Below are 21,998 nucleotides of genomic sequence, written 5' to 3' on the forward strand. Positions count from 1 at the left end.
TACCTGGGTACTGGTTCGGAGGTGCTCTTGATCCGCACCGCAGGCCGATGTGGTTCGCCTGGCGCGCCGGAATAGTTGCCGTCACCATCAGGCAACGCATTGCGGAGGACTCTCGAATGGACGCCCGGAAGAAAACACTGCGGCTGGTCGCGTTCGCGATCGCGGCGATCGTGGTCGTGGGTGGTGTGGGTTTCGGCGTCAACTACGCCTGGCAGGCCTCCCGCGGCCCGACGCAAGCGTCCAAAGAGGACTGCGATCTCGCGCAGCAGCTGATCGACCGCGCGGGCGGGATGCCTTCTGGCGCCGAGGAAGCCAAGGCGCTGGACGAGGAGATTCGCAAGATCCGGTACGCGCAGTTCGAGAACGACGGCATCAGCACCGAGGTCGGCCGGTTCGTGTCGTGGAAGCTCGTCAAGGTCACCGGCGAGGGTTCGGTGCCGACGCGCGAGAAGTACGAAGAGATGGTGAGCAACGCCCAGGGGCACTGCCGGGGCGAACGCGACCTCGTCATCCCCGGATATGCCTTCTGATGAACCACTCCGGTGTGGATCTCGCCGTTTCGGCTGAGGATCTGGTGAAGGTGTATGGCAAGGGCACGGGCGGAGTGCGCGCGCTCGACGGTGTGAGCGTCGGCTTCGAACGCGGCCGTTTCACCGCGATCATGGGCCCGTCCGGGTCGGGCAAGTCGTCGTTGCTGCACTGCCTGGCCGGGTTGGACGCGGTGACGTCCGGCCGGGTGCTGGTGGGAGGAACGGACATCACGGCGTTGTCCGACCGGGCGCTCACCGCGTTGCGGCGGGACCGGGTCGGGTTCGTGTTCCAGTCGTTCAACCTGCTGCCGCAGCTCACGGCCCGGCGCAACATCACGTTGCCGCTGGACCTCGCGGGCCGCCCGGTCGACCGGCGGCGGTTCGACCACGTGGTGGACGTGCTGGGGCTCGGCGACAGGCTCGGGCACCGGCCCAGCGAGTTGTCGGGCGGGCAACAACAACGGGTCGCGCTGGCCCGTGCGCTGGTGTCCAGGCCCGAGGTCGTGTTTGCGGACGAACCGACCGGGAACCTCGATTCCGGCTCTGGTGCGGAGGTGTTGCGGTTCCTGCGCACGTCCGTGCGAGAGCTTGGGCAGACGGTGGTCATGGTGACGCACGACCAGTCAGCGGCTGACTGTGCTGACAGGGTCGTGCGTGTGGTGGACGGCAGGGTCGTGCGATGAACCTGCTGAACGCCACGGTGATCCGCACCCAGCTCAGCGGTGTCGGGCGGCGGCCGGGCAGGCTGCTGCTCACCGGACTGTCGGTGCTCGTCGCGTGTTTCCTCGTGTTCGGCGCGGTGCTGGCGCGGGACGTCGCGTTGCGCGCCGTCGCCGATTCGCTGAGCACGACCCCGGTCGCGACGGATGTCGTGGTCACCGGGTCGGGGCTGTCCGCTGAGCAACTCGCTGCCGTGCGGGCGTTGCCCGGGGTGGCCGAGGCGGTGGGGCGGGTCGAGTCGACCGTGCGGCTGCGCGGGGTCAACCGGGCTTCGCTCACCGTCGTCGCGGATCCGGGTGCGGGGCCGCTGTCCCGGGTTCGGCTGGTCAGTGGCGCCTATCCGGCCGCTCCCGGTGAGGTGGCGGTGGATCAGCGCACGGCGGGCCGGTTCGCGGTGGCGGCCGGGTCGCGGATCGCGCTGGACGACGGTTCGCTGCTGGTGACCGGAGTGGTCGACGGGCCGCCCGATCCTGGTGAGCGTGCCTACGCTCCCGATGCCGTCGCGGCGGCGTTGGGCGGGGGTGCGTATCCGCGGATCGACGTGCGGGCAACGGATCCGGTGGCGGCCGGTCAGGTGCTGGCGGGGATGAGCTCGGTGCTGGGCCTCGACGTGGTGACCAGCGTGCGGTCCGGGGCGGCGGCGCGGGCGGCCGAGGTGCGGGACGCGTCGAGCCAGGTCGACCGGGTCTTCGAGTTGATCGCGATGTTCGTGGCGGTGTCGGTGCTGGCGGCCGGGCTGGTGGCGACCGCGACGTTCCGGATCGTGTTCCTGCAACGCCTGCGGCAGCTCGCGTTGCTGCGGACGGTCGGTGCTCAGCCCGGTCAGCTGGTGCGGGCGTTGATCGTCGAGGGGGCGGTGGTCGGGCTGGTCGCGGGGGTGGCCGGCGTGCTGGCCGCGGCCGGTGCGGTGCGGGCCGCGGTGGCGATCGCCGGGATGCCGTCGCCGGAGGTGTCCGCCGGGGCCGCGGTGGCGGTGGTGATCGGGTCCGGGCTGCTGACGGTCGGGGCCGTGGCAGCGCCTGCGTTCACCGCGTCGCGGGCGGCGCCGTTGCAGGTGTTCCGCGCGTCCAGCACTTCCGCCGGGGAGAGCCGGATCAGCGCGTATCGGCTGGTCGTGGGGCTGGTGCTGGTCGTCGCGGCGGTGGGGTTGATTGCGGTGCTGGTGACGTCCGGGCCTTCTGATGACCCCGACGGCGACAACGCGCTGGTGCTGCTGGTGCTCGCGGTGATGGCGACGTTCGGTGCGTTGATCGCGCTGGGGCCGGTGGTGGTGCGGCCGGTGCTGGCGGTGGTGAGCTGGCCGTTGCGGAGGTTCAGCGCGGTCGGATCCCTGGCCGCCGGGGGTGTCGGCGGTGCGCCGCGGCGGGCGGCCGGGGTGGCGGTCGTGGTCGCGCTCGGGGTGGCGTTGATCGTGGCGACCTTCGTCGGGACCAGCGGGATGACGGCTTATCTGGACGACAAGCTGGCTTCGCGTGCACCCGCTGATCTCGTTGTGTCCGATGTGGATGGTGCTGCGGTCGCCGCGTTGCGGGCTTCTCCGGCGTTGAAGGACGTGGTGACGTTCCGGTCCGCCTCGGTGAAGGCGGGTGACCTGGACGTGCCGGTGCTCGACTTCGGTGCAGAGGTGGCGCCGGGTGAGGTGGTGCTGGCTCGGTGGGCGGCTTCGTCGTTCGGGGTCGGCGTGGGGGAGCGGGTCACGTTGGGAGCGGACGTGTCGGTCGTCGTGCGGGAGGTGCTGGCCAACGACGGGCCGTTCTCGAGCGGTGCGGTGCTGGCGCCGTCCGACCTGGAGCGGCTCGGGCCGTCCGAACCGATGGTGCTGGCGAACGCCTCGGGGTCGGGTGAGGAAGGCTTGATCGCGGCTCGCGATGCCGTTCGGCAGGTGGCGTCGGGGGCGGACATCGGGATGCTCTCCGACCTGCGCGACCAGGCACGGGCGCAGGTGTCCGGGCTGCTGGCGGTGGCGTTGGGGCTGCTCGGGCTGACGGTGCTCATCGCCGTGGTCGGGGTGGGCACGACGACGGCGTTGTCGGTGCACGAACGGACCGGTGAGATCGGGTTGCTGCGCGCGCTCGGGCTCGGCCGGGGCGGCGTCCGGACGATGATCGCCGCGGAGTCCGGTCTGTACGGCGCGATCGGCGCGCTGCTGGGGCTCGTGCTGGGCGTGCCGTTCGCGTGGCTCGCGGTGGGCGCTTTGAACATCGGCGTGCCACTGACGTTGCCGCTGCCGGAACTGCTGCTGGTCGCGGTGGTGCTGGTGGTGATCACCGTGCTGGCGGGGCTGTGGCCGGCGCGACGGGCGGCGCGGGTCAGCCCGGTGGCGGCGCTGGCGACGGTGGACTGACCCTGCCCAGATGATGATGTAATCTGGGTGTCCAGAACATCTCAGTGGCATCGGGAGCGGTGATGGTCCGGCTCACTCGGGTCGAACAGCAGGCACGCACGCGGGCGGCGGTCCTGGCGGCCGCGCGGGAGGAGTTCGCCGAGCACGGGTTCGGTCCGGCCAAGGTCGACCGGATCGCCGAGCGGGCGGACCTCACCCGCGGGGCGGTGTACTCGAACTTCCCGAGCAAGCGCGCGCTGTACCTGGCCGTGCTGATCGACCTGGTGGAGCAGGACTCCGGCACGGTGGCGGCCGTGTCGCCGTCGTCGCGGGCGGACGCTTTGGGTGTGTTCGCCCGCGGGTGGCTCGAACGGTTGCCGCTGGCCGGTGACTCGGCGCCGGGCGGGCGGTTGCAGCTGCGATCGCTCGACGGGGTGTTCGAGGACGAGCCGGGGCCGTCCGTCGCGGCGCAGGTGGCGAGGCTGGAGGCGTTGCTGCTGGCCCTCGCGCTGGAGGAGGGCGGTGTGATGCGGTGCGTGCGGCTCGCCGAGCTCGTGCTGACGCTGCTCGACGGGGCGGGGCACCGGGCCGCGACGGCGCCGGGGTCCGGGGACCCGTTCGACGTGGCGCACGCGTGCCGGCACCTGGCCGGGATCGACCTGCAGGACACCTGGGCGCCGCCGCACCTGCCGTACGTCGCGCCGGCGCAGGCGTGTTCCGATGCCTGGTCGCCGCCTGCCGGACTGGTGGACGTGATCAGCGGTTCGCCGGTCGACGTCGGGCACGGCCTGGTCGTGGTGCTGGGCGCGGGACGCCTGGGCGCGGCCGAGGAGGCCGTGCGGTCGGCGAGCCCCGGCGAGCAGGTCGTGGTGGCGGTCGTGACGGGCGACCCGGCGGAGACGGGCCGTCTCGTGCGGCTGCGGCTGACCGACACCGTCGCGTGCCTGCGCCGGGTGTTCGCCGTCTCGTCGTGGCCGCCCGTCCGGCTGGTGCTGGACGACGACGCGCGGGTGGCGTCGGCGATCGGTCTCGCGGGTGCCGGCGACGAGACCGAGTCCGCGGTCAGCGTGCGCGACGGCCTGATCGTGGCGCGGTCGCACGGCCGCGGCGCCGGTCACGCGGCGGGCGCGCACAGCCGGGAGGCGACGCCGTGAACCCCGTCCTGCACGCTCTGCGCTGCGTCGGCAGCACCAGCCCGACCCGTGTCTCCTGGTTCACCGGGCTCGCCGAGTCCGACGTGGAGTCCGACCTGATCGACCTCGCGGTGGCAGGCTTCGTGAGCTACGACCGTGCCTTCGGCGCCTGGTCTCTCACCGACGCCGGCCGGTTGCGCGACGCCGCCGACACCTCGGCCGAGCTGTCCGGCATGCGCCCGGCGCTGGCGGCGGCGTTCGAGGACTTCCTGGTGCTCAACCCGGAACTCCTCGACCTCTGCACGGCGTGGCAGATCCGTTCGGGAGGCACCGTCAACGACCACACCGACACCGCCTACGACGCCCGCGTTCTGGCGCTGTTCACCGACTTCCACGCGCGCGCCGTCGTGGTGATCGCCGCCCTGGCCGCCGCCGCACCTCGTTTCGCCCGCTACTCGCTCCGGCTCACTTCGGCTCTGGGTCTCGCGCAGGCGGGCGAGCTCGACCGCCTGGCCGACTCGATGGACTCGTACCACGCGATCTGGGCCGAACTGCACGAAGACCTGCTGGCCACCCAGGGAATCGCCCGATGGTCTGGCTGAAACACCTCTCCGCGTCGGTGACCGATCCGCCGGAGGTGGTGGGCGGCAAGGCGCACGGCCTGGTCCTGTTGCACCGCCTCGGCCTTCCGGTGCCCGCCGGTTTCGTCGTCACCACCGAGGCGTGCCGCGCGTTCCTGCGCGACGGTTCCTTGCCTGACGAGTTCTGGTCCTCGTTGGCGTCCGCCGTCAGTTCCTTGGGCGCCTCGCTGGTGTCGGTGCGTTCGGGCGCGGCCGTGTCGATGCCGGGGATGATGGACACGATCCTCAACGTGCCTCCTTCCGCCGTGCCCGAGGCCGTGCGCTCGGTCTTCGCGTCCTGGCACACCCCGCGTGCCCGCACCTACCGCACCCTGCACGACATCCCGCACGACCTGGGCACGGCCGTCATCGTGCAACGCATGGTGTTCGGCGACCGCGACGAGCGCAGCGGCTCCGGCGTCGCCTTCAGTCGCGACCCCGACACCGGTGTGCGCGCTCCGTTCGGCGAAGTCCTCTTCGGACACCAGGGTTCCGCTGTCGTCTCCGGGGCCTCGCTGACCCGGCCGTTGGCCGCGCTCGATCGCGAACCTTTTGTGTGGCAGGAACTTCTGGCTGCGCTGGACCTGGTGGAACGCCACTTCCGCGACGCCTGCTACGTCGAGTTCACGTTCGAGTCGGGTGCGTTGTGGTTGTTGCAGGTGCGGCCGGGGCGGTTCACCGGGGCTGCGGCGGTCCGGCTGGCTGTCGACCTCGTGGAGGAGGGGGTGATCAGCCGGTCCGAGGCGTTGGTGCGGGTGTCTCCTCAGGACTTGCGGCACGTCCGCACGCCGCGACTTGCCTCGGGGGCGGACGTGCTGGGACGGGGGATCGGGGTGTGTCCCGGGGTCGCGGTGGGGCGGGTCGCGGTGACGGCGGACGAGGCCGTGCGGATGGCGGTCGACGGGCCGGTCGTGCTGGTGCGGCCGGAGACTTCGCCGGACGACATCCGGGGGTTGGCGGCGGCGACCGGCATCGTGACGGCTCGGGGAGGTCCGGCCAGCCATGCCGCCGTGGTGGCGCGGTCGATGGGGAAGCCCGCGGTGGTGGGGGTGGCCGCGCTCGAGGTGGGGGCGGAGTCGGTCGCGCTGGGTGGGCGGACCGTGGGGGTGGGGTCGCTGCTCAGCATCGACGGGAGCAGCGGTGAGGTGGTGCTCGGCTCGGCCGAGGTGGTGACGGGCGGGGTGGACGGGGCGCTGCGGCGGTTGCTGGGGTGGGCGGACGAGGTGGTGGCGGAGGCGTCTGGAGACGCGCTGCCGGGAACCGGGACGGAGCGGAACGAGGCAGAGCGACTCCGCGCGGCGCAGGCCGTGCTGAGGAAGTAGGCGCCGGCCGAGTGCCGGGTCAGGGGCGGGTGCCCGGTCCGAAGCCCGTCCACCGCAACTCCTCCGGCAGGTGGCTCATGTCGTTGTACACCACCAAAGTCGGCGGTGTTCCCTCCCGGAACTGCAGCGCCGTCAACGCCGCGTTCCCGCAACTCATCCCCAGCCACCGGTCCGCCGGCGCACCCAACGCGTGCCGCACCAACCAAGCCACCTGGTAGGCGTGCGTGACCAACACCTCGTGCGCCTCCACGTCGGCGGGCCGGGCGAACCGCTCCGTCAAAGCAGCAGCCAACTCCTCCCCCGCCGCGGCCTCCGCAGCCGAATACCCGTCGAAGAACCCGGCCCAGGCAGGTGGCGGCGACGCGGGCACGTGCGGCACGTGGTCGACGAGCTCGGGGGCCTCCGACACCGGCACCCCCGGCAGGTGCGAGCCGAGCAACGCGGCCGTGCGAGCAGCGCGCGCCAAAGGCGAGTGCCACACGGCGGTGATGGGGGAGCGGGAGAGGCGTTCGCCCAGGTGACGGGTCTGCTGCTCGCCGACCGAGGTCAGGTCGCCGAACGCGTCCGCGGCGCCGTGGCGGACCACGTAGAGGTGTCGTGTTGGCATCATCGGGATGTTATCAACATCCGAACACGTTTGGGGTAGCGGTGAAACTGCTGCGGACGAGTGAACTCCACACCACTCGTCATGCACGGGCGCCACGGTCGTTTGACCATGTCTGCAAGTTGTAGCAACACAGAAGTCGTGCGGGGGCGCGCATTCCAGTCGGGGCCGACTGAGTAGGAGGCAGGGAGTCGATGCACCGGCTCGACGACGTGCAGGCCAGGGAGTTGACGCTGGCAGCCGTGGGTGCGGTCAACCGGCGTGATCATCAGTGGTCCGTGGAGGCCGCTCGGTGTCTGGCGAGCGATGAACGGACGCGGGTTGTCGCGATCGACACGTGTGCGGCGGTGTTGCTGCGCGGTGTTCCTCGCGGGGCGTTGGCGCCGTCCGCCCGCATTCCGGTGATCGCGCCGGGTGAGGACGCCCAGACGACGGCGGTGGCTTCGGATCTGTTGAGCGGCCTGGCGTCCGGTGATGACCAACGGGTGTCGTTGGTGTTGGCGAGGTTGACGGAGGAGCAGCAGTTCGTCGCTGTGCTGGTGTTGGTGCGTGCGGCGGCGGCCTGGATCGACGCGTACATGGGCATCGACGGTGACACTGTGGACGCCTACTACGCGATCTCCAAAGCGGAGTTGACCTAAGACCCGAGAAATGTGCTCGCCGTTGTGCAGAGTCGACGGACCGCCCATACGGTCGTTGTGGGAGGTCCGAGATGCGAAGCCAGTACGAGTACCTGGCGGTTCTGGGTGTGTGCGTGCTCATCACCGTGCCGCTGGAGTGGATGGGACGCGGCGTGTACCGCCGTGTTCCCGAGCTCGCGCGGGCCGTCGCACCCGTGCTGGTCGTGCTCGCGGTCTGGGACTTCGTCGCGATTCTGCGCGGCCACTGGAGTTTTCACCCGGAGGCGACCACGGGCGTGCTGATCGGCGGGGTGCTGCCGATCGAGGAAGTCCTGTTCTTCGTGGCGATTCCGTTGTGCGCGGTGCTGACCTACGAGGCTGTGCGCGGGCATCAGGAACGCTGGCTGCGGCGCGGACGTCAGAAGAGCCGGTCGCGCAATGGTTGAGGAGTACTCGTTCGCCGCGGCGACGGCGGTGGTCGTGGTGTTGCTGCTGGAGTTCTGCCTGCTGCGCACCGGGTTGTTCAGGAGACCGGCGTACTGGATCACGATGGCGATAGTGCTCGGGTTCCAGGTGCCGGTGGACGGCTGGCTGACGAGGCTGGACGCCCCGATCGTGTTGTACGCGGACTGGGCGATCAGCGGGGTGCGGGTGCCGTGGGACATTCCCGTGGAGGACTTCCTCTACGGGTTCGCCATGGTCACCGCCGTGTTGCTGTTGTGGGAACGGGGAAGGCTCGCACGTGAACAAGCTTGAGGTACCGGGGAAGTTCGACCGCGCGGCGCGTGGTTACGACCTCCTCGTCGGGCTCAACCCCGGCTACCACCAGGCGTTGCGCCGCTCGGCACACGCGCTCGGGCTGCGGCCCGGCATGCGGGTGCTCGACCTGGGCTGCGGCACCGGCGCGTCCACCGCCGCGCTGCTCACAGCCGCACCCGGCGTGGAGGTCGTCGCCGTGGACGCGTCGGCGGGCATGATCGCGCGGGCGAAGGAAAAGCAGTGGCCGTCAAGGGTGCGGTTCGTCCACAGTCGCGCCGAGGACGTGGACGAGGGCGAGTTCGACGCCGTGTTCGCCGCCTACCTGGTGCGCAACCTGCCCGAACCCGACGCGACGCTCGCCAGGATCCGCGAGCTGCTCAAGCCCGGCGGAACCCTGGTGTTGCACGAGTACTCGGTGCGCGACTCGCCGATCAGCACGGCCGTGTGGACGGCGCTGTGCGGGTTCGTCGTGCCGATGGGCTGGCTGGTCACCGGTGATCGCAGCCTCTACACCTACCTGTGGCGCAGCGTGATGGACTTCGACGGTGCCACCGATCTCCGCAACCGGCTGCGGCGGAACGGGTTCACCGCCGTGCGCAGCGCACCGGTGCCGGGCATGCAACTGGGTGTCGTGCACACGTTCCGCGGCCAGGCACCGGCGGCCCGGACACCGGAGGAACAGCGGTGAGGGATCGCAGGGCCGTGCGGATTCCGGCACCACCCGGACGCGCGCAGTTCGACGGCGACGCGCCGGTGGTCGTGGTGGTCGGCGGCGGCATCGCCGGACTCGCCGCCGCGACGCTGCTCGCCGAACGCGGCGCGAAGGTCGTGCTGTGCGAACGGGAGAACCACCTCGGCGGCCGGGCCGGTGGCTGGAGCACGAGGCTGAAAGACGGCAGCGAAGCCACGATGACACGTGGCTTCCACGCGTTCTTCCGCCAGTACTACAACCTCCGGTCCCTCCTCAGGCGCGTGGACCCGGCCGGACGAGCCCTCACGCCCCTGCCCGACTACCCGCTCCAGCACGCCTCCGGGCACCGCGACACGTTCGCGAAGCTGCCCACAGCCGTGCCGTGGAACGCGCTGGCGTTCCTCAGGAACAGCCCCACGTTCCGCTGGGGCGACCTGCCGGACGTGAACGCGCGCGCGGCCCTGAGCCTGCTCGACGTGTCGGTGCCCCGGGTCTACGAGGAGCTCGACGGCATCGACGCCGCCACCTACCTGGAACGCATCAGGTTCCCCGAGGCCGCGCACGCGCTGGCGTTCGAGGTTTTCTCCCGCAGCTTCTTCGCGCACCCCACCCAGATGTCGGCGGCGGAACTGGCCGTCATGTTCCACATCTACTTCCTGGGCTCCAGCGAGGGACTGCTGTTCGACGTCGCCGCCGACCCGTTCCCGCACGGCCTGTGGGAACCGTTGCGCCGCCACCTCGCCCTGCTCGGCGCGACGGTGTGCACGGGCACCGAGGTCAACGCCGTCCGTCCCGGTGAACGGAAGCGCTTCGAGGTCGGCATCGGCGAGGGCGCCTTCGAGGCGGACGCGGTCGTGCTCGCCGCCGACGTCCCCGGCCTACGAGCCCTCGTCGACGGCTCGCCGGCGCTCGCGGACCAGGCCTGGCGGGAGAAGGTGAGCGCACTCCGCACCGCACCGAGGTTCCTGGTGTCGCGGTACTGGCTCGACACCCCGGTCGACGCGGACCGGCCGGGCTTCCTCGGCACCGGCGGCCACGACCTGCTCGACAACATCAGCGTTCTCGACCACTACGAGCACGAGGCACGGGCCTGGGCGGCGCGCACCGGCGGGGCCGTCGTGGAACTGCACGGCTATGCGCTGCCGTCCGATGTGGACGAACAGGACGCGAAGTCCAGGCTGTGGCAGCAACTCACCGAGGTCTACCCGGAGACCAAACGCGCGGCGGTCGTCGACGAACGGCACGAGCTGCGCGCCGACTGCCCGTTGTTCCCCGCCGGTGGCCATGCCGGCAGGCCGACCGTCACGACCCCCGACGAGTTCCTGGTGGTCGCGGGCGACCTGGTGCGGATCGACCTGCCCGTCGCGTTGATGGAACGGGCCGCCACCACGGGATTCGCCGCCGCCAACCACCTGCTGAGCCGATGGGGTGTCGTCGGGACCGACCTGTGGACCGTGCCGACCGAGGGCCGGGTGCCGCTGCTGCGCTCGGTCGCCCGACGCTGGAGGACGCTGTGATCATCGTCGTGGGAGCCGGACTGGCCGGGCTGAGCGCCGCGCTGGAACTGAGCGCGGCGGGCCGTGAGGTCACCGTGCTGGAGGCGGCGGACGAGGTCGGCGGCCGGGTGCGGACCGACGTCGAGGACGGCGTGCGGTTCGACCGGGGCTTCCAGATCCTGCTGCCCGCCTACCCCGACCTGGCCCGGCTGAACCTGGACCCGTTGCCGCTGCGGCACTTCCGGCCCGGCGTGTTCGTGCACGACGACGGCAGGCACGACCTGCTCGCCGACCCCCGCAGTGGGCCGTCGGCGTGGGACGGGTTCCTGCGCCAGCACGTGCTGAGCGCGCGGGACGTGACTGCCGTCGCCCGGTTCTCCGGCCCCGACGCGTTCGGCCCGGCCCGGCCGTTGCTCACCGCGCCGGACCACCCGACCAGGGTTGCGCTCCGGGCCCTCGGCCTGTCGGACCGCGCGGTCGAGGCGGTGTTCCAGCCGTTCCTGTCGGGAGTCTTCCTGGAACGGGAGCTGACCACGTCGTCGCGGTTCTTCCACCTGGTGTGGCGCAGCTTCGCCCGGGGTGGCGCCGCCGTGCCCGCGCTGGGCATGGGGGAGCTGCCGAAGGCGATGGCGGAACGGTTGCCCGCCAACAGCGTCCAGCTCGACACCGCCGTGCGCGCGGTGCACGACAACGGCGTCGACCTGGAGGAAGGTGGCCGGATCGCCGCCGACGCCGTCGTGGTCGCCACTGACGGAACGACCGCCGCCCGCCTGCTCCCGGGCCTCGCCGAACCGCGCTGGAACGGCGTGACCACCTGGTACTTCCGCCCGCCGAGGTCCCCGCTGCGGGACGGCTGCCTGGTCGTCGACGCCAACGGCGGCCCGGTCGCGAACACCGCCGTGATGTCCGAGGTCTCGCGCCCGTACTCGCCGCACGCCCCGCTCGTGCAGGCCTCGGTGCTCGACGACGCCGACGAGCAGTCGGTCCGCAAGCACCTGGAACGCCTGTACGGCACCGACACCAGCCGGTGGGAGATGCTGCGGCGCTACGAGATCCCGCGCGCCCTGCCCGCGATGACGGCCCCGCACCGGCTCAAGCAGTCGGTCCGCGCGGGCGAGCGCCGGTACGTGTGCGGTGACCACCGCGACACCAGTTCGATCCAGGGCGCGCTGCACTCCGGGCGGAGGGCCGCGCACGCCGTGCTGACCGACCTGAACGGTGCTCGATGACCCTGGTGTTGTTCGGAGACCAGCTCGGCCCGCACTTCCTCACCGGCACCGAGGACGTCGTGCTGATCGAGTCCGCCGCCGCGCTGCGCCGCAGGCCGTACCACCGGCAGAAGCTGCACCTCGTGCTGTCCGGCATGCGGCACCTCGCCGCCGAGTTCCCCGACCGCGTCACCCTCGTGCGTGCCGAGACCTACGGCGAGGCGATCCGCAGACTCAAGGGACCGGTCTCCGCGTACCAACCGGGGTCGGCCGCCGCGGTGAAGATGCTCGAAGACCTGGGTGTGAGGATCCTGCCTACCAACGCGTTCGCGTTGTCCCGCAGCGAGTTCGCGGCCCGGGCGGGCACCCGCGAGAAGTTCCTGATGGAGGACTTCTACCACTTCCAACGAGCCCGGTTCGACGTCCTGATGGAGGGCAGCGACCCGGTCGGCGGCCGGTGGAACTTCGACGCCGAGAACCGCGAACCCGCACCGAAACGGGCCCGTCTGAACGTTCCGGCGCCGTGGTGGCCCGAGGAAGACGACATCGACGCCGAGGTCCGGGCCGATCTCGACGCGATGAACTTGCCCGCTGTCGGCAAGGACGGCCCACGCAGGTTCGCCATCACGCGGGCGGAAGCGTTGCAGGCGCTGGAAGTCTTCGTGCGCGACCGGCTGCCGCACTTCGGCCCGCACGAGGACGCCGTGCTGACCAAGGACTGGACGATGGCGCACTCGCTGCTGTCCGTCCCCCTCAACCACGGCCTGCTCCACCCGTTGGAGGTCGTCTACGCGGCCGAGGACGCCTACCGCAGCGGCGACGCGCCCCTGGCGAGCGTCGAGGGGTTCGCCCGGCAGGTGCTGGGCTGGCGCGAGTACGTCTGGCAGCTCTACTGGCACCTCGGCGACGACTACCGCGACCGCAACGGCTTCCGCGCCACCACCGAACTGCCGCAGTGGTGGACGGACCTGAAACCCGGCAACGTCCGCGCCGCCTGCCTGCGAACCGCGCTCGAAGGCGTCCGCGACCACGGCTGGGTGCACCACATCCAACGCCTGATGGTGCTGGGAAACCACGCCCTGCAACGGGGTTACGACCCGGCCGCGCTCAACGACTGGTTCGTCACGTCGTTCGTCGACGGCTTCCCGTGGGTGATGCCGGTCAACGTGATCGGCATGAGCCAGCACGCGGACGGCGGCGTGATCGCCACCAAGCCGTACCTGAGCGGCGGCGCCTACCTCAACCGCATGACCGACCACTGCAAGACCTGCTGGTTCAACCCGAAGAAGCGCACCGGGGAACGCGCGTGCCCGTTCACCGCGGGCTACTGGGCGTGGCTCGACCGGTACGAGCGGCAGGTGAGCGGCAACCACCGGATGGTCCGCGCGGTGCAGGGACTGCGTCGGCTCGACGACCTCGACCAGGTGCGGCAGCAGGAGAAGGAGCGGCAGATCTTCTAGCGCACGCGTCCAAGCACGAGTTCCACCGCGTCGTTCAGCGACGCGGGACGATGCACGAACGACGGCAACTGCATGCCCTGCCACCCGGCTCCGGCGACCGCGATCACCGCGTCCGAGCGCGACCCCAGTTCGGCGAGCGGCACCCGCAGAGCGAGGTCGGAGCGGTGCGCCCAGACCAGGACCACGCTGGGGCGCAACCGTTCGGTGGCGTCGCACAACGCCGGGGCGGGCACCCGCGCGCCGAGGTTGCCCCACATGCAGCCCTCTTCGGACAACGCCGCGCCGAGCGCCTCCAGCGGCAGCCAGTGCTGTTCGTCCGGCGCGCACGACAACAACGCGGCGAGCACGCCCGGCCGGGTGGCGCGGGGGATGCCGCGCAACGCGTGCAGCACGCTCGCGCTGGCCAGGTGCTCGACCTCCACGCCCTGGCCGGTGTCGGCGACCAGCTCACCGAGCGCGATCATCGCCGGCACGAACACCGACTCCCACGCCGACACGACGCCGTGTCCGATGAGGAGTTTCGAGGCGATGTCGGACATCGCCGGTTCGTCGAGTCGTTTCGCCGCGTCGAGGAAGTTGTGTTGCGCCATCACGGCTTCCTCGACGCAGATCGGCGTGCGCGTCCCGGAAGGAGGCGCCACCGGGCGTTGCCGGGCCAGCACCGCCGCCGCCGAGGCCGCGACACCCTGGGACGTCAGCACGACCATCCGGCGCAGGACGTCGACGTCCGCGTCCTCGTACCGGCGGTGACCGCCTTCCGTGCGCACCGAAGGACCCAGGCCGTAACGCTGGTCCCAGGTTCTCAGGGTGGTGGGGGCGATGCCGAGCATGCCCGCCACCGCGCGAGGCGTGTACGTCACGTCCTGCGCGCGCGTTTCGCCAGAATCGCCCTCAACTCGCTTTCCCCGAGTCCGCCCCAGATGCCGAAGGTCTCGTGGACCTCCAGTGCGTGCGAACGACATTTTTCCATGACCGGGCAGCGCTGGCAGACGGCCTTGGCCGCGGCCTCGCGCCGGTCGCGCGAGGAGCCGCGTTCGTTGGGCGTGTGGAAGAAGTAGGTGCTGTCCATGCCCCGGCACAGGCCTTGGAGCTGCCAGTCCCACGACTCCGCGACCGGTTGAGGCAGGCGGGACAGTTCGGGCATGACGCACGTCCTCAGGTGAGTCGACTCAGGTGTGGAGCATCATCCTAAAATCGACTCAGAAACGACGCAACTCGACTCGCTCAGTCCGGAAATCGACCCTTCCGGCGCAGTGCGTACCGACGTTCGGCGTACGCGAGGTCGTCGCGCCACAACCGGGCGGCGGCCCAGCGCATGACCGGCCGCAACGCGCCCGCGGCAGGCCTCGCGAGCGCGAACCCGCGCCGTTCCGAATGCGCGATGGTCGCCTCCACGACGGCCGTGCGGCCCGGACCGATCGGCGTCGCGTGCGTCTCGACGACGCTGCCCTCGCCCTCTCCCTCCACGATGTGCATCACGACCGTGCGCGGCTCCGGGCAGGTGAACGCGGCGAGCACCGGCACGCCGACCCGTCCGGCCAGGCGGAACGTCACCTCCACCAGGAACCTGTCGTCGGTCTCGGTCGGGGTCTCCAGCACGTCGAGGTTCGCGAACGAGTACGGGTGGAACCACGCGCCGTGCCACGGGTCGAGCCGGTTCGCGACGACGTCCTCGGGGTCGCAGCGGCCGATCAGCGTGGCCACCGCGTCGATCGACCCGGCCGGCGGCCGCTGCGGAAGCACCGGGGCGGGCAGGGGTTGTTCGCCCCCTGCCTCGTCGAGTCGCACCCAGATCAGCACGCCGTCGTCGTGCGCGGGGAACGGCGTCCAGGACCCGAACCGCTTGCCGTTGAGCGCGAGTCCGTGCCAGCGGCAGATCAGCTTGCCCTCGGCCACGGCGCCGTCGCACAGGGGAGCGCCGAGGTGCGGGCAGGAACCGGAGCCCGCCAGCAGCGTGTCGTGCGGTCCGCGCCAGAGCACGAGTTCCTGGCCCGCGATGACACGTCCGGTCGGCTTGCCCTTCACCACGTCCCGGCTCGCACCCACGACGAACCAGTTGCCGGACGGCCGGGCGGTCGCGCGTTTGAGGGCTGCCTCGATCAGCGCCGGTTTGGCGTCCTGCCAGGTCGGACGCTGGTCGCGCCACGGCGGGCTGGAGTAGATCCGCAGCGGGAACCTGTCAGGCCGCACGGGCGAACACCGCCCTCGCGAGTGCGGGCAGAGCGACGGCGAGCCGTCTGCCGTTCGACACGACGACGCGGCGGGACAGGACGTCGCAGTCCGCGTCCTCGACCAGGTCCAGGATGCGGCCGTACAGGCGGTAGGCGGTGAGCACGCACGGCCGGGAGCGCGGCGCGAGCATGCCGATGCCCGGCCACGCCTGGTCGTACACCTGCCGGGCCCGGCGGACCTGATCGCGCAGGGCGGCGCGGACCTGCTGGTCGGCATGCCCCTGGGCGCGGGCGTGCAGGAGGCGCTCGCGGTCGACGCCGAACGCCGCGAGTTCGTCGGCGGGCAGGTAGACCCGGCCGCGGTCGAGGTCCTCGCCGACGTCGCGGATGAAGTTCGTGAGCTGGAACGCGATCCCGAGCGCGGCCGCGGCGGGTTCGGCCTCCTCCCGCGAGGTGCTGGTGCCGAGCACCGGCAGCACCTGCAGGCCGATCACGGCGGCGGAGCCGTGCACGTACCGTTCGAGGTCGGGATAGGTGGCGTAGTTCGTGACGGTGAGGTCCATCCGCATCGACGCCATGAAGTCCTGGAAGTGCTGGAGCGGAATGTCGTAGCGCTGCACGGTGTCGACGAGCGCCGCCAGCACCGGGTCGTCCGGGGCGCCACCGGAGAGCGCGGCCTGCAGGCGCGCGTCGATCGCGGCGAGCGCCGCCGTCTTCTCGTCGAGTCCACTGTGGACGTCGTCGACCACGTCGTCCACCCAGCGCGCGAAGCCGTACAGCGCGTGCACGGCGGGCCGTTGCTCCGCGCTGAGCAACCTCGTTGCCAGGTAATAGGTCCGGCCGTGCCGCGCGTTGAGCTCGCGGCAGCGCCGGTACGCGTCGCGCAACGCCGGCGCGGTCACGCCCGCGGCGTCCAGTTCGCGTTCAGCCGACATCAGCTGTCCTTTCGCGGAGGAGGTGTCCTCACGCTAAGTCCGCGAGTTGCCCTCCGCACAACGACGGAACTCATCATGCAGATCCGCCGAGGCGCTGCTTAGCTCGGAAAAGATGAACTCCGACTCCTCAGGGGACCCGCCGATGTCGCTGCTGACCAGCGCTTGCCCGTCGCAGGTGGACGACTTCCGCGTCCAGCTCGACGACGCACTGCACGACTTCCTGCGCGTCCGCGAGGACCGCGCGCCCGAGCTCGCGGCCGAGCTGACCGGGCTGATCATGGCCGGGGGCAAGAGGATCAGACCGACGTTCGCGTGGTGGGGCTGGCGGGCAGCCGGTGGGTCGCGGCGCGCGGACGACGTGGTGCGCGCGCTGGTGGCGTTGGAGTTGTTGCAGTGCTGCGCGCTCGTGCACGACGACGTGATGGACCGCTCGGCGACCAGGCGCGGCAAGCCGTCGGTGCACGAGACGTTCGCGGCCCGGCACCTGCGTGAGCGGTGGGCCGGGAGCAGCCGCCAGTACGGCGACTCGGCGGCGGTCCTGGTCGGCGACCTCGCGCTGGCGTGGGCGGACGACGCGCTGGTCACGGCCGGTCTGCCCGCTGACGCGCTGCACCGCGCGTGGGAACCGTGGCAGGCCATGCGGACCGAGATGATCCTGGGCCAGCACCTCGACCTGCTCGCCGTGGCCCGGCGCGAGGAGTCGATGGAGCACGCCCTGCGGGTGGCTGCTTTGAAGACCGCCGCCTACACGGTGGAACGGCCGTTGCACCTCGGGGCGGCGTTGGCGGGCGCCTCCGACGACGTTGTGGAGTGCCTGCGCGCGTACGGGCACGACATCGGGGTCGCGTTCCAGTTGCGGGACGACCTGATCGGGGTGTTCGGCGACCCGTCGGTCACCGGGAAGCCGGTGGGGGAGGACCTGCGCGAAGGCAAGCGGACGCCGTTGATGTCGATCGCTCTCTCTCGCGCGCAGGGCGACCCCGTGGCGCTGCGGACACTCCGGCAGTGCCTGGAGGGCGGAGACAAGAGCGAGCGGATGATCGACGACGTGTGCGCGTTGCTCGTCGACCTGGGCGCGGTCGCCGTGGTGGAGAAGCACATCGCGAGGCTGGCGGACTCGGGACTCGCGTCGCTGGACCGCGCGGCCATCGACGCTGACGCTCGGCACGCACTCGTGCGCCTCGCCGGTCGTGCCGTGGCGCGGACGACCTGATGGTGAACGTGGTGAAGGGCCGCACCGATCACGTGGTGGTCGTCGGTGCCGGCCTCTCCGGACTCTCGGCCGCGCTGCACCTGCGCGGCGCAGGGCACGAGGTGACGGTCCTCGAACGGCAGCCGCACCCCGGCGGGCTCGCGGGCCGTCTCGACGTGGACGGCCACCGGATCGACACCGGTCCGACCGTGCTGACCATGCCGGAACCGCTGGAGGACGCGTTCGCCGCCGTCGGGTCGAACCTCTCGGACCACCTGGAACTGCTGCCGCTGCACCCCGCCTATCGAGCGGCGTTCGCCGACGGCACGGCACTCGACGTGCACACCGACGCGGCCCGGATGGAGCAGGCGGTCCGCGACTTCGCCGGAGACCGCGAGGCGCGGGGGTACCGCGACCTGCGGGCGTGGCTGACGAAGCTGTACGAGGTGGAGCGCGACAGGTTCATCGGCGCGAGCTTCGACTCCCCGCTCGACCTGGCCGGGCCCGATCTCCTGCGGCTCACCCGGCTCGGCGGGTTCGGGTCGCTGGCCAAGGCCGTCGGCCGGTTCCTGCACGACGAACGGCTGCGGCGCGTCTTCACCTTCCAGTCGCTGTACGCGGGGGTGGCGCCGAAGGACGCGTTGGCCGCCTACGCCGTGATCGCCTACATGGACACCGTCGCGGGAGTGTGGTTTCCACGCGGCGGGATGCGGGCGGTGCCCCAGGCGCTGGCTGACGCCGCCGCCGATGCCGGGGTGCGGTTCCACTACGGCGTCGAGGTGACGGACCTGGAGCGGGTCGGTGCTCGGGTGAGCGCGGTGCGGGCGGGGGCTCGATTCCCTTGCGACGCGGTCGTTCTCGCCACCGGGCCCGCGCAGAGCAGCCAGTTGCTGCGGGGCCGTCCGCGCCGGATCCGTCCACTGCGGTGGTCGCCGTCGGCGGTGGTCGTGCACCTCAGTTCGCGTGCGGTCGCCGACGATCTCGCGCACCACACGATCTCGTTCGGTGGCAGCTGGGACGGCACGTTCGACGAGATCATCAAGCGCGGCAGGCTGATGAGCGACCCGTCGTTGCTGCTCACCACCCCGACGCTGACCGATCCCGCGCTCGCACCCGACGGGCGGCACCTGCAGTACCTGCTGGCGCCGTGCCCGAACCTCGACACCGCGCCGTTGCGCTGGGACGCGCTGGCCTCCCGCTACGCCGAGGAGTTGGTGAACGAGATGGTGGCGCGCAAGCTCATCGTGGACGCCGAACCGCTCGCGGTCGTGACGCCGGACGACTGGGCGCGCGACGGGCAGGCCGCCGGAACGCCGTTCTCCGCGGCTCACACGTTCGCGCAGACCGGGCCGTTCCGGCCGCGCAACCTGCCGTTCCGCGACGGCAACGTGGTGCTGGCGGGCAGCGGGACCACGCCGGGCGTCGGGATTCCGCCGGTGCTGATCTCGGGGAGGCTTGCCGCCGAACGGCTCCGCCGGTGAGAGCGCTTCCTCACTAGGGTGGGCGTCGTGCGGTCGGTGAAGCGAGTGCTGGCGTTGTCCGTCGCGGTGCTGATGTTCTCCGGGGGTGTGGCACACGCCGAACCAGCGGTTTCGATCGCGTGGACGGCCTGTCCGGACAATCCGGACGGTGAGTGCGCGACCCTGAGCGTCCCGCTGGACTGGGCGAAGCCCCGAGGCGCGAAGATCGATCTCGCGATCGCCCGGCACCAGGCCACCGACCCGGCCCGGCGGATCGGCGTTCTCCTCGTCGACCCCGGCGGACCCGGCGGCTCGGCGGCGGAGTTCGCGTTGTCCGGCCTGTTCAGCGCGGAGGTGCGGGCCCGCTTCGACATCGTCGGCCTCGACCAGCGCGGCACGGGCGGCAGCCAGGCGATCCGCTGCAACGACCTCGTCGTCGGCGGGCCGTCGATCCACCCCGAGGACGAGGCCGGGTTCGACGCGTTGCTGCGGCACAACAAGGACGTGCTGAAGAAGTGCCGCGAACGCAGTGGTCCGGTGTTCGACCACGCCGACGGTGCGACGGTCGCCCAGGACATGGACGCGGCGCGCAGGGCGTTGGGTGAGCGGAAGATCAGTTACTTCGGGCTGTCGTACGGCACGACGTTCGGGCAGGTGTACGCCGAACGCTTCGGTCGCACCGTGCGGGCGATGGTGCTGGACAGCGTGGTCGACCACAGCGCGGATCTCCTGCGGTTCGTGGGAGATCGGGCGGCGGCCTCGGACGACGCGTTCCGCGAGTTCGAGAAGTGGTGCGCACGCAGCGCCGAGTGCTCGGTGCACGGTCAGGACGTGCGGGCCGCGTGGGAAGCCGCGCTGGTCCGCGCCGACGCCGAACCGGGCGGCCGGCAGAGCCTGCTGGACAGCATGTACTTCGCGTTGCGCGGCCCGGACTGGTTCTACGCCGCCGACCTCATCACCGGTACACCGGCGTTGCGGACCCTGGCCTTCGAGCCCAACTACGAGTCGGTCCGGCTGGCCAGCGTGTGCCAGGACTTCTCGTTGCGCCTGAAGTACTTCCGCGACTACGAGCGAATGCGGAAGGACGAACTCCGCCGCGCACCGATCATGCGCGGCAGCTTCCTCGGCCACGACGAGGCGACCGCGTGCGTCGGGGTGGAGGGCAAACCCGCCAACCCGCCGCACCGCCTGGACATCGCGGACGCGCCGAAGATCATGGTGATCAACGCGAAGTTCGATCCGACCACCCCGCACGCGTGGGCGGTCAACATCAAGAAGCAGGCGCCGCGCAACACGGCGTTGCTCACCTACGAGGGCTGGGGCCACATCGCCTACCCGCGCAGCGCCTGCACCAGGTCGAACGTCGACGACTACCTGCTGAACCTGACGACTCCCGCCGTCAGCTGCCCTGCCGTGCCTTAGCGATGTGCGCGCGGTACCAGTGGTAGCTGGCACGCGGGGTCCGTTGCAGCGTCTCGTAGTCGACGTGCACCAGGCCGAACCGGTGTTTGTAGCCGTGCGCCCACTCGAAGTTGTCGAGCAGTGACCAGCAGAAGTAGCCGCGCAGGTCGACCCCCGCCGCCTGCGCGGCCGCGATGTGGTCGCCGAGGTACGCGATCCGTTCGGTGTCCTCGAAGTCGGCGTTGTCGGGGTAGACGCAGCCGTTCTCGGTGACGTAGACCGGCGGCAGTTCGGGATGGCGGGCTTTCAGGTCCGCCAGGGCGAAGGTCATGCCCTCGGGTTCGACGGGCCAGCCCATGCCGGTGCGCGGGACGTCCGGCAGCCGGGTCGTGTCGACGCCGATGTCGTGGGCCGTGCGCTTGGCCGGGTCGGGCTCGCGGTGCGGGGCGTCGGCGACGTGCAGCCGGTAGTAGTAGTTGAGGCCGACGTAGTCCAACGGTTGCGCGATCACCTCCCGGTCGCCGTCCTGCCGGAACGAGAAGTCCGTGATGTCGCCGAACATCGAGGTCATCTCGTCCGGGTACGCGCCGCCGAACAACGGGTCGGTGAACTGCCGGCGCAGCAGGACGTCCTGCCGGGTCGCGGCGGCCACGTCGGCGGGGGAGTCCGTGACGGGCACGGTGGGGGACTGGTTCAGCACGATGCCGAACTCACCGGGCTCGCCGTTCGCGCGCATCGCCTGCACCGCCAGGCCGTGACCGAGCAGCAGGTGGTGCGCGGCGGCCAGCGAACCGTGGCCTTCCCGCGCACCGGGGGCGTGCCGGCCCTCGCCGTAGCCGACGACCGCCGAGCAGTACGGCTCGTTCAACGTCGTCCACTTGCGGACGACGTCCCCGAGTTCGTCGTGCACGACGGCGGCGTAGTCGGCGAACCAGCCCGCCGTGTCCCGGTTGCGCCAGCCGCCCTCGTCCTCCAGCGCCTGCGGCAGGTCCCAGTGGTACAGCGTGAGGAACGGCTCGATCCCGTTGTCCAGCAACGTCTCCGCGAGCCGCCGGTAGAAGTCGAGGCCGCGCTGCTCGATCCGGCCCCGGCCCTCCGGCTGGATCCGCGACCACGACACGGAGAACCGGTAGGCGTCCACGCCCAGGTCGACGAGCAGCCGGACGTCCTCGGCCCAGCGGTGGTAGTGGTCCGCCGCCACGTCGCCGGTGTCGCCGTTCGCCACGGCCCCCGGCACCTGCGCGAAGGTGTCCCAGATGGACGGTCCGCGGCCGTCGTCCCTGGCCGCCCCTTCGATCTGGAAGGCGGAGGTGGCCACACCCCAGCGGAAAGCCGGATCGCTCACAACAGTCT

The 21,998-nt window shown here is 71.3% G+C and carries 22 protein-coding genes; 16 read left to right on the forward strand and 6 right to left on the reverse strand.

Features of this window, described 5'->3' with window-relative positions; all coding sequences use genetic code 11:
- Positions 1-116: 116 nt before the first annotated feature.
- From JNUCC0626_RS05415 to JNUCC0626_RS05440, 6 genes are all read left to right on the forward strand, one after another.
- Positions 117-530, forward strand: a complete 414-nt coding sequence (locus JNUCC0626_RS05415; RefSeq protein WP_394618541.1) for a hypothetical protein — start codon at positions 117-119, stop codon at positions 528-530.
- A complete protein-coding gene (locus JNUCC0626_RS05420; protein ID WP_394618542.1) occupies positions 530-1,213 on the forward strand; it encodes an ABC transporter ATP-binding protein in 684 nt (227 codons plus the stop codon). Before JNUCC0626_RS05415 ends, JNUCC0626_RS05420 begins: the two co-directional genes overlap by 1 nt.
- Complete coding sequence (locus tag JNUCC0626_RS05425; protein ID WP_394618543.1) at positions 1,210-3,594, forward strand: ABC transporter permease; 2,385 nt, start codon at positions 1,210-1,212, stop codon at positions 3,592-3,594. Before JNUCC0626_RS05420 ends, JNUCC0626_RS05425 begins: the two co-directional genes overlap by 4 nt.
- A gap of 62 nt (positions 3,595-3,656) precedes the next feature.
- The gene (locus tag JNUCC0626_RS05430; RefSeq protein WP_394618544.1) at positions 3,657-4,727 is read left to right on the forward strand and encodes a TetR/AcrR family transcriptional regulator; all 1,071 of its coding nucleotides are present in this window, start codon (positions 3,657-3,659) and stop codon (positions 4,725-4,727) included.
- Complete coding sequence (locus JNUCC0626_RS05435) at positions 4,724-5,308, forward strand: transcriptional regulator (RefSeq protein ID WP_394618545.1); 585 nt, start codon at positions 4,724-4,726, stop codon at positions 5,306-5,308. The genes JNUCC0626_RS05430 and JNUCC0626_RS05435 overlap by 4 nt, the downstream gene beginning before the upstream one ends.
- Complete coding sequence (locus JNUCC0626_RS05440; protein WP_394618546.1) at positions 5,296-6,648, forward strand: PEP/pyruvate-binding domain-containing protein; 1,353 nt, start codon at positions 5,296-5,298, stop codon at positions 6,646-6,648. Before JNUCC0626_RS05435 ends, JNUCC0626_RS05440 begins: the two co-directional genes overlap by 13 nt.
- A gap of 19 nt (positions 6,649-6,667) precedes the next feature.
- Here the strand turns inward: JNUCC0626_RS05440 and JNUCC0626_RS05445 are convergent, their stop codons facing one another.
- Positions 6,668-7,255, reverse strand: a complete 588-nt coding sequence (locus JNUCC0626_RS05445; RefSeq protein ID WP_394618547.1) for a histidine phosphatase family protein — start codon at positions 7,253-7,255, stop codon at positions 6,668-6,670.
- A gap of 191 nt (positions 7,256-7,446) precedes the next feature.
- Here JNUCC0626_RS05445 and JNUCC0626_RS05450 point away from each other — a divergent pair, with 191 nt between their 5' ends.
- The 7 genes from JNUCC0626_RS05450 to JNUCC0626_RS05480 all read left to right on the forward strand — a co-directional run bounded on the left by JNUCC0626_RS05450 (position 7,447) and on the right by JNUCC0626_RS05480 (position 13,486).
- Complete coding sequence (locus JNUCC0626_RS05450; protein ID WP_394618548.1) at positions 7,447-7,893, forward strand: hypothetical protein; 447 nt, start codon at positions 7,447-7,449, stop codon at positions 7,891-7,893.
- A 71-nt stretch (positions 7,894-7,964) separates the two neighbouring features.
- Positions 7,965-8,318 carry a lycopene cyclase domain-containing protein gene (locus tag JNUCC0626_RS05455; RefSeq protein WP_394618549.1) on the forward strand — a complete coding sequence of 118 codons (354 nt, stop codon included), beginning with the start codon at positions 7,965-7,967 and terminating at the stop codon, positions 8,316-8,318.
- Positions 8,311-8,628 carry a lycopene cyclase domain-containing protein gene (locus tag JNUCC0626_RS05460; protein ID WP_285634474.1) on the forward strand — a complete coding sequence of 106 codons (318 nt, stop codon included), beginning with the start codon at positions 8,311-8,313 and terminating at the stop codon, positions 8,626-8,628. The genes JNUCC0626_RS05455 and JNUCC0626_RS05460 overlap by 8 nt, the downstream gene beginning before the upstream one ends.
- Positions 8,615-9,319, forward strand: a complete 705-nt coding sequence (locus JNUCC0626_RS05465; RefSeq protein ID WP_394618550.1) for a class I SAM-dependent methyltransferase — start codon at positions 8,615-8,617, stop codon at positions 9,317-9,319. The genes JNUCC0626_RS05460 and JNUCC0626_RS05465 overlap by 14 nt, the downstream gene beginning before the upstream one ends.
- A complete protein-coding gene (locus tag JNUCC0626_RS05470; RefSeq protein WP_394618551.1) occupies positions 9,316-10,839 on the forward strand; it encodes an FAD-dependent oxidoreductase in 1,524 nt (507 codons plus the stop codon). Before JNUCC0626_RS05465 ends, JNUCC0626_RS05470 begins: the two co-directional genes overlap by 4 nt.
- Complete coding sequence (locus JNUCC0626_RS05475) at positions 10,836-12,047, forward strand: NAD(P)/FAD-dependent oxidoreductase (protein WP_394618552.1); 1,212 nt, start codon at positions 10,836-10,838, stop codon at positions 12,045-12,047. The genes JNUCC0626_RS05470 and JNUCC0626_RS05475 overlap by 4 nt, the downstream gene beginning before the upstream one ends.
- On the forward strand, positions 12,044-13,486 hold the full coding sequence (locus JNUCC0626_RS05480; protein WP_394618553.1) for a cryptochrome/photolyase family protein: 1,443 nt from the start codon (positions 12,044-12,046) through the stop codon (positions 13,484-13,486). Before JNUCC0626_RS05475 ends, JNUCC0626_RS05480 begins: the two co-directional genes overlap by 4 nt.
- Here JNUCC0626_RS05480 and JNUCC0626_RS05485 read toward each other — a convergent pair.
- The 4 genes from JNUCC0626_RS05485 to JNUCC0626_RS05500 form a co-directional block, all read right to left on the reverse strand.
- On the reverse strand, positions 13,483-14,346 hold the full coding sequence (locus tag JNUCC0626_RS05485; RefSeq protein WP_394618554.1) for a MerR family transcriptional regulator: 864 nt from the start codon (positions 14,344-14,346) through the stop codon (positions 13,483-13,485). The genes JNUCC0626_RS05480 and JNUCC0626_RS05485 overlap by 4 nt on opposite strands.
- Positions 14,343-14,630, reverse strand: coding sequence for a WhiB family transcriptional regulator (locus JNUCC0626_RS05490; protein ID WP_394618555.1), 288 nt, complete (start codon positions 14,628-14,630; stop codon positions 14,343-14,345). Before JNUCC0626_RS05490 ends, JNUCC0626_RS05485 begins: the two co-directional genes overlap by 4 nt.
- 80 nt (positions 14,631-14,710) lie before the next feature.
- On the reverse strand, positions 14,711-15,676 hold the full coding sequence (locus JNUCC0626_RS05495) for a DUF5914 domain-containing protein (protein WP_394618556.1): 966 nt from the start codon (positions 15,674-15,676) through the stop codon (positions 14,711-14,713).
- Positions 15,666-16,592 (reverse strand): phytoene/squalene synthase family protein, encoded by a 927-nt coding sequence (locus tag JNUCC0626_RS05500; protein WP_394618557.1) that lies wholly within the window; start codon positions 16,590-16,592, stop codon positions 15,666-15,668. The genes JNUCC0626_RS05495 and JNUCC0626_RS05500 overlap by 11 nt, the downstream gene beginning before the upstream one ends.
- A gap of 142 nt (positions 16,593-16,734) precedes the next feature.
- On the opposite strand from JNUCC0626_RS05500, the gene JNUCC0626_RS05505 reads away from it, so the two are divergent.
- Genes JNUCC0626_RS05505 through JNUCC0626_RS05515 form a run of 3 tightly spaced genes read left to right on the forward strand, consistent with a single transcriptional unit; the run spans position 16,735 to position 20,666 of the window.
- Positions 16,735-17,805, forward strand: a complete 1,071-nt coding sequence (locus JNUCC0626_RS05505; protein WP_394621974.1) for a polyprenyl synthetase family protein — start codon at positions 16,735-16,737, stop codon at positions 17,803-17,805.
- Positions 17,805-19,265 carry a phytoene desaturase family protein gene (crtI, locus tag JNUCC0626_RS05510; RefSeq protein WP_394618558.1) on the forward strand — a complete coding sequence of 487 codons (1,461 nt, stop codon included), beginning with the start codon at positions 17,805-17,807 and terminating at the stop codon, positions 19,263-19,265. Before JNUCC0626_RS05505 ends, crtI begins: the two co-directional genes overlap by 1 nt.
- A gap of 27 nt (positions 19,266-19,292) precedes the next feature.
- The gene (locus tag JNUCC0626_RS05515; protein WP_394618559.1) at positions 19,293-20,666 is read left to right on the forward strand and encodes an alpha/beta hydrolase; all 1,374 of its coding nucleotides are present in this window, start codon (positions 19,293-19,295) and stop codon (positions 20,664-20,666) included.
- Here JNUCC0626_RS05515 and JNUCC0626_RS05520 read toward each other — a convergent pair.
- Positions 20,644-21,990 carry a GH1 family beta-glucosidase gene (locus tag JNUCC0626_RS05520; RefSeq protein WP_394618560.1) on the reverse strand — a complete coding sequence of 449 codons (1,347 nt, stop codon included), beginning with the start codon at positions 21,988-21,990 and terminating at the stop codon, positions 20,644-20,646. The genes JNUCC0626_RS05515 and JNUCC0626_RS05520 overlap by 23 nt on opposite strands.
- Positions 21,991-21,998 lie beyond the last annotated feature (8 nt).

The organism is Lentzea sp. JNUCC 0626 (assembly GCF_043632865.1).
In the GTDB taxonomy this organism is placed as follows: Bacteria; Actinomycetota; Actinomycetes; order Mycobacteriales; family Pseudonocardiaceae; genus Lentzea.

Coding starts and splice junctions, on each gene's coding strand:
- JNUCC0626_RS05415 (WP_394618541.1), top strand. CDS start 117: ATGGACGCCCGGAAGAAAACACTGCGGCTGGTCGCGTTCGCGATCGCG.
- JNUCC0626_RS05420 (WP_394618542.1), top strand. CDS start 530: ATGAACCACTCCGGTGTGGATCTCGCCGTTTCGGCTGAGGATCTGGTG.
- JNUCC0626_RS05425 (WP_394618543.1), top strand. CDS start 1,210: ATGAACCTGCTGAACGCCACGGTGATCCGCACCCAGCTCAGCGGTGTC.
- JNUCC0626_RS05430 (WP_394618544.1), top strand. CDS start 3,657: ATGGTCCGGCTCACTCGGGTCGAACAGCAGGCACGCACGCGGGCGGCG.
- JNUCC0626_RS05440 (WP_394618546.1), top strand. CDS start 5,296: ATGGTCTGGCTGAAACACCTCTCCGCGTCGGTGACCGATCCGCCGGAG.
- JNUCC0626_RS05445 (WP_394618547.1), bottom strand. CDS start 7,255: ATGCCAACACGACACCTCTACGTGGTCCGCCACGGCGCCGCGGACGCG.
- JNUCC0626_RS05450 (WP_394618548.1), top strand. CDS start 7,447: ATGCACCGGCTCGACGACGTGCAGGCCAGGGAGTTGACGCTGGCAGCC.
- JNUCC0626_RS05455 (WP_394618549.1), top strand. CDS start 7,965: ATGCGAAGCCAGTACGAGTACCTGGCGGTTCTGGGTGTGTGCGTGCTC.
- JNUCC0626_RS05460 (WP_285634474.1), top strand. CDS start 8,311: ATGGTTGAGGAGTACTCGTTCGCCGCGGCGACGGCGGTGGTCGTGGTG.
- JNUCC0626_RS05480 (WP_394618553.1), top strand. CDS start 12,044: ATGACCCTGGTGTTGTTCGGAGACCAGCTCGGCCCGCACTTCCTCACC.
- JNUCC0626_RS05490 (WP_394618555.1), bottom strand. CDS start 14,630: ATGCCCGAACTGTCCCGCCTGCCTCAACCGGTCGCGGAGTCGTGGGAC.
- JNUCC0626_RS05500 (WP_394618557.1), bottom strand. CDS start 16,592: ATGTCGGCTGAACGCGAACTGGACGCCGCGGGCGTGACCGCGCCGGCG.
- JNUCC0626_RS05505 (WP_394621974.1), top strand. CDS start 16,735: ATGTCGCTGCTGACCAGCGCTTGCCCGTCGCAGGTGGACGACTTCCGC.
- crtI (WP_394618558.1), top strand. CDS start 17,805: ATGGTGAACGTGGTGAAGGGCCGCACCGATCACGTGGTGGTCGTCGGT.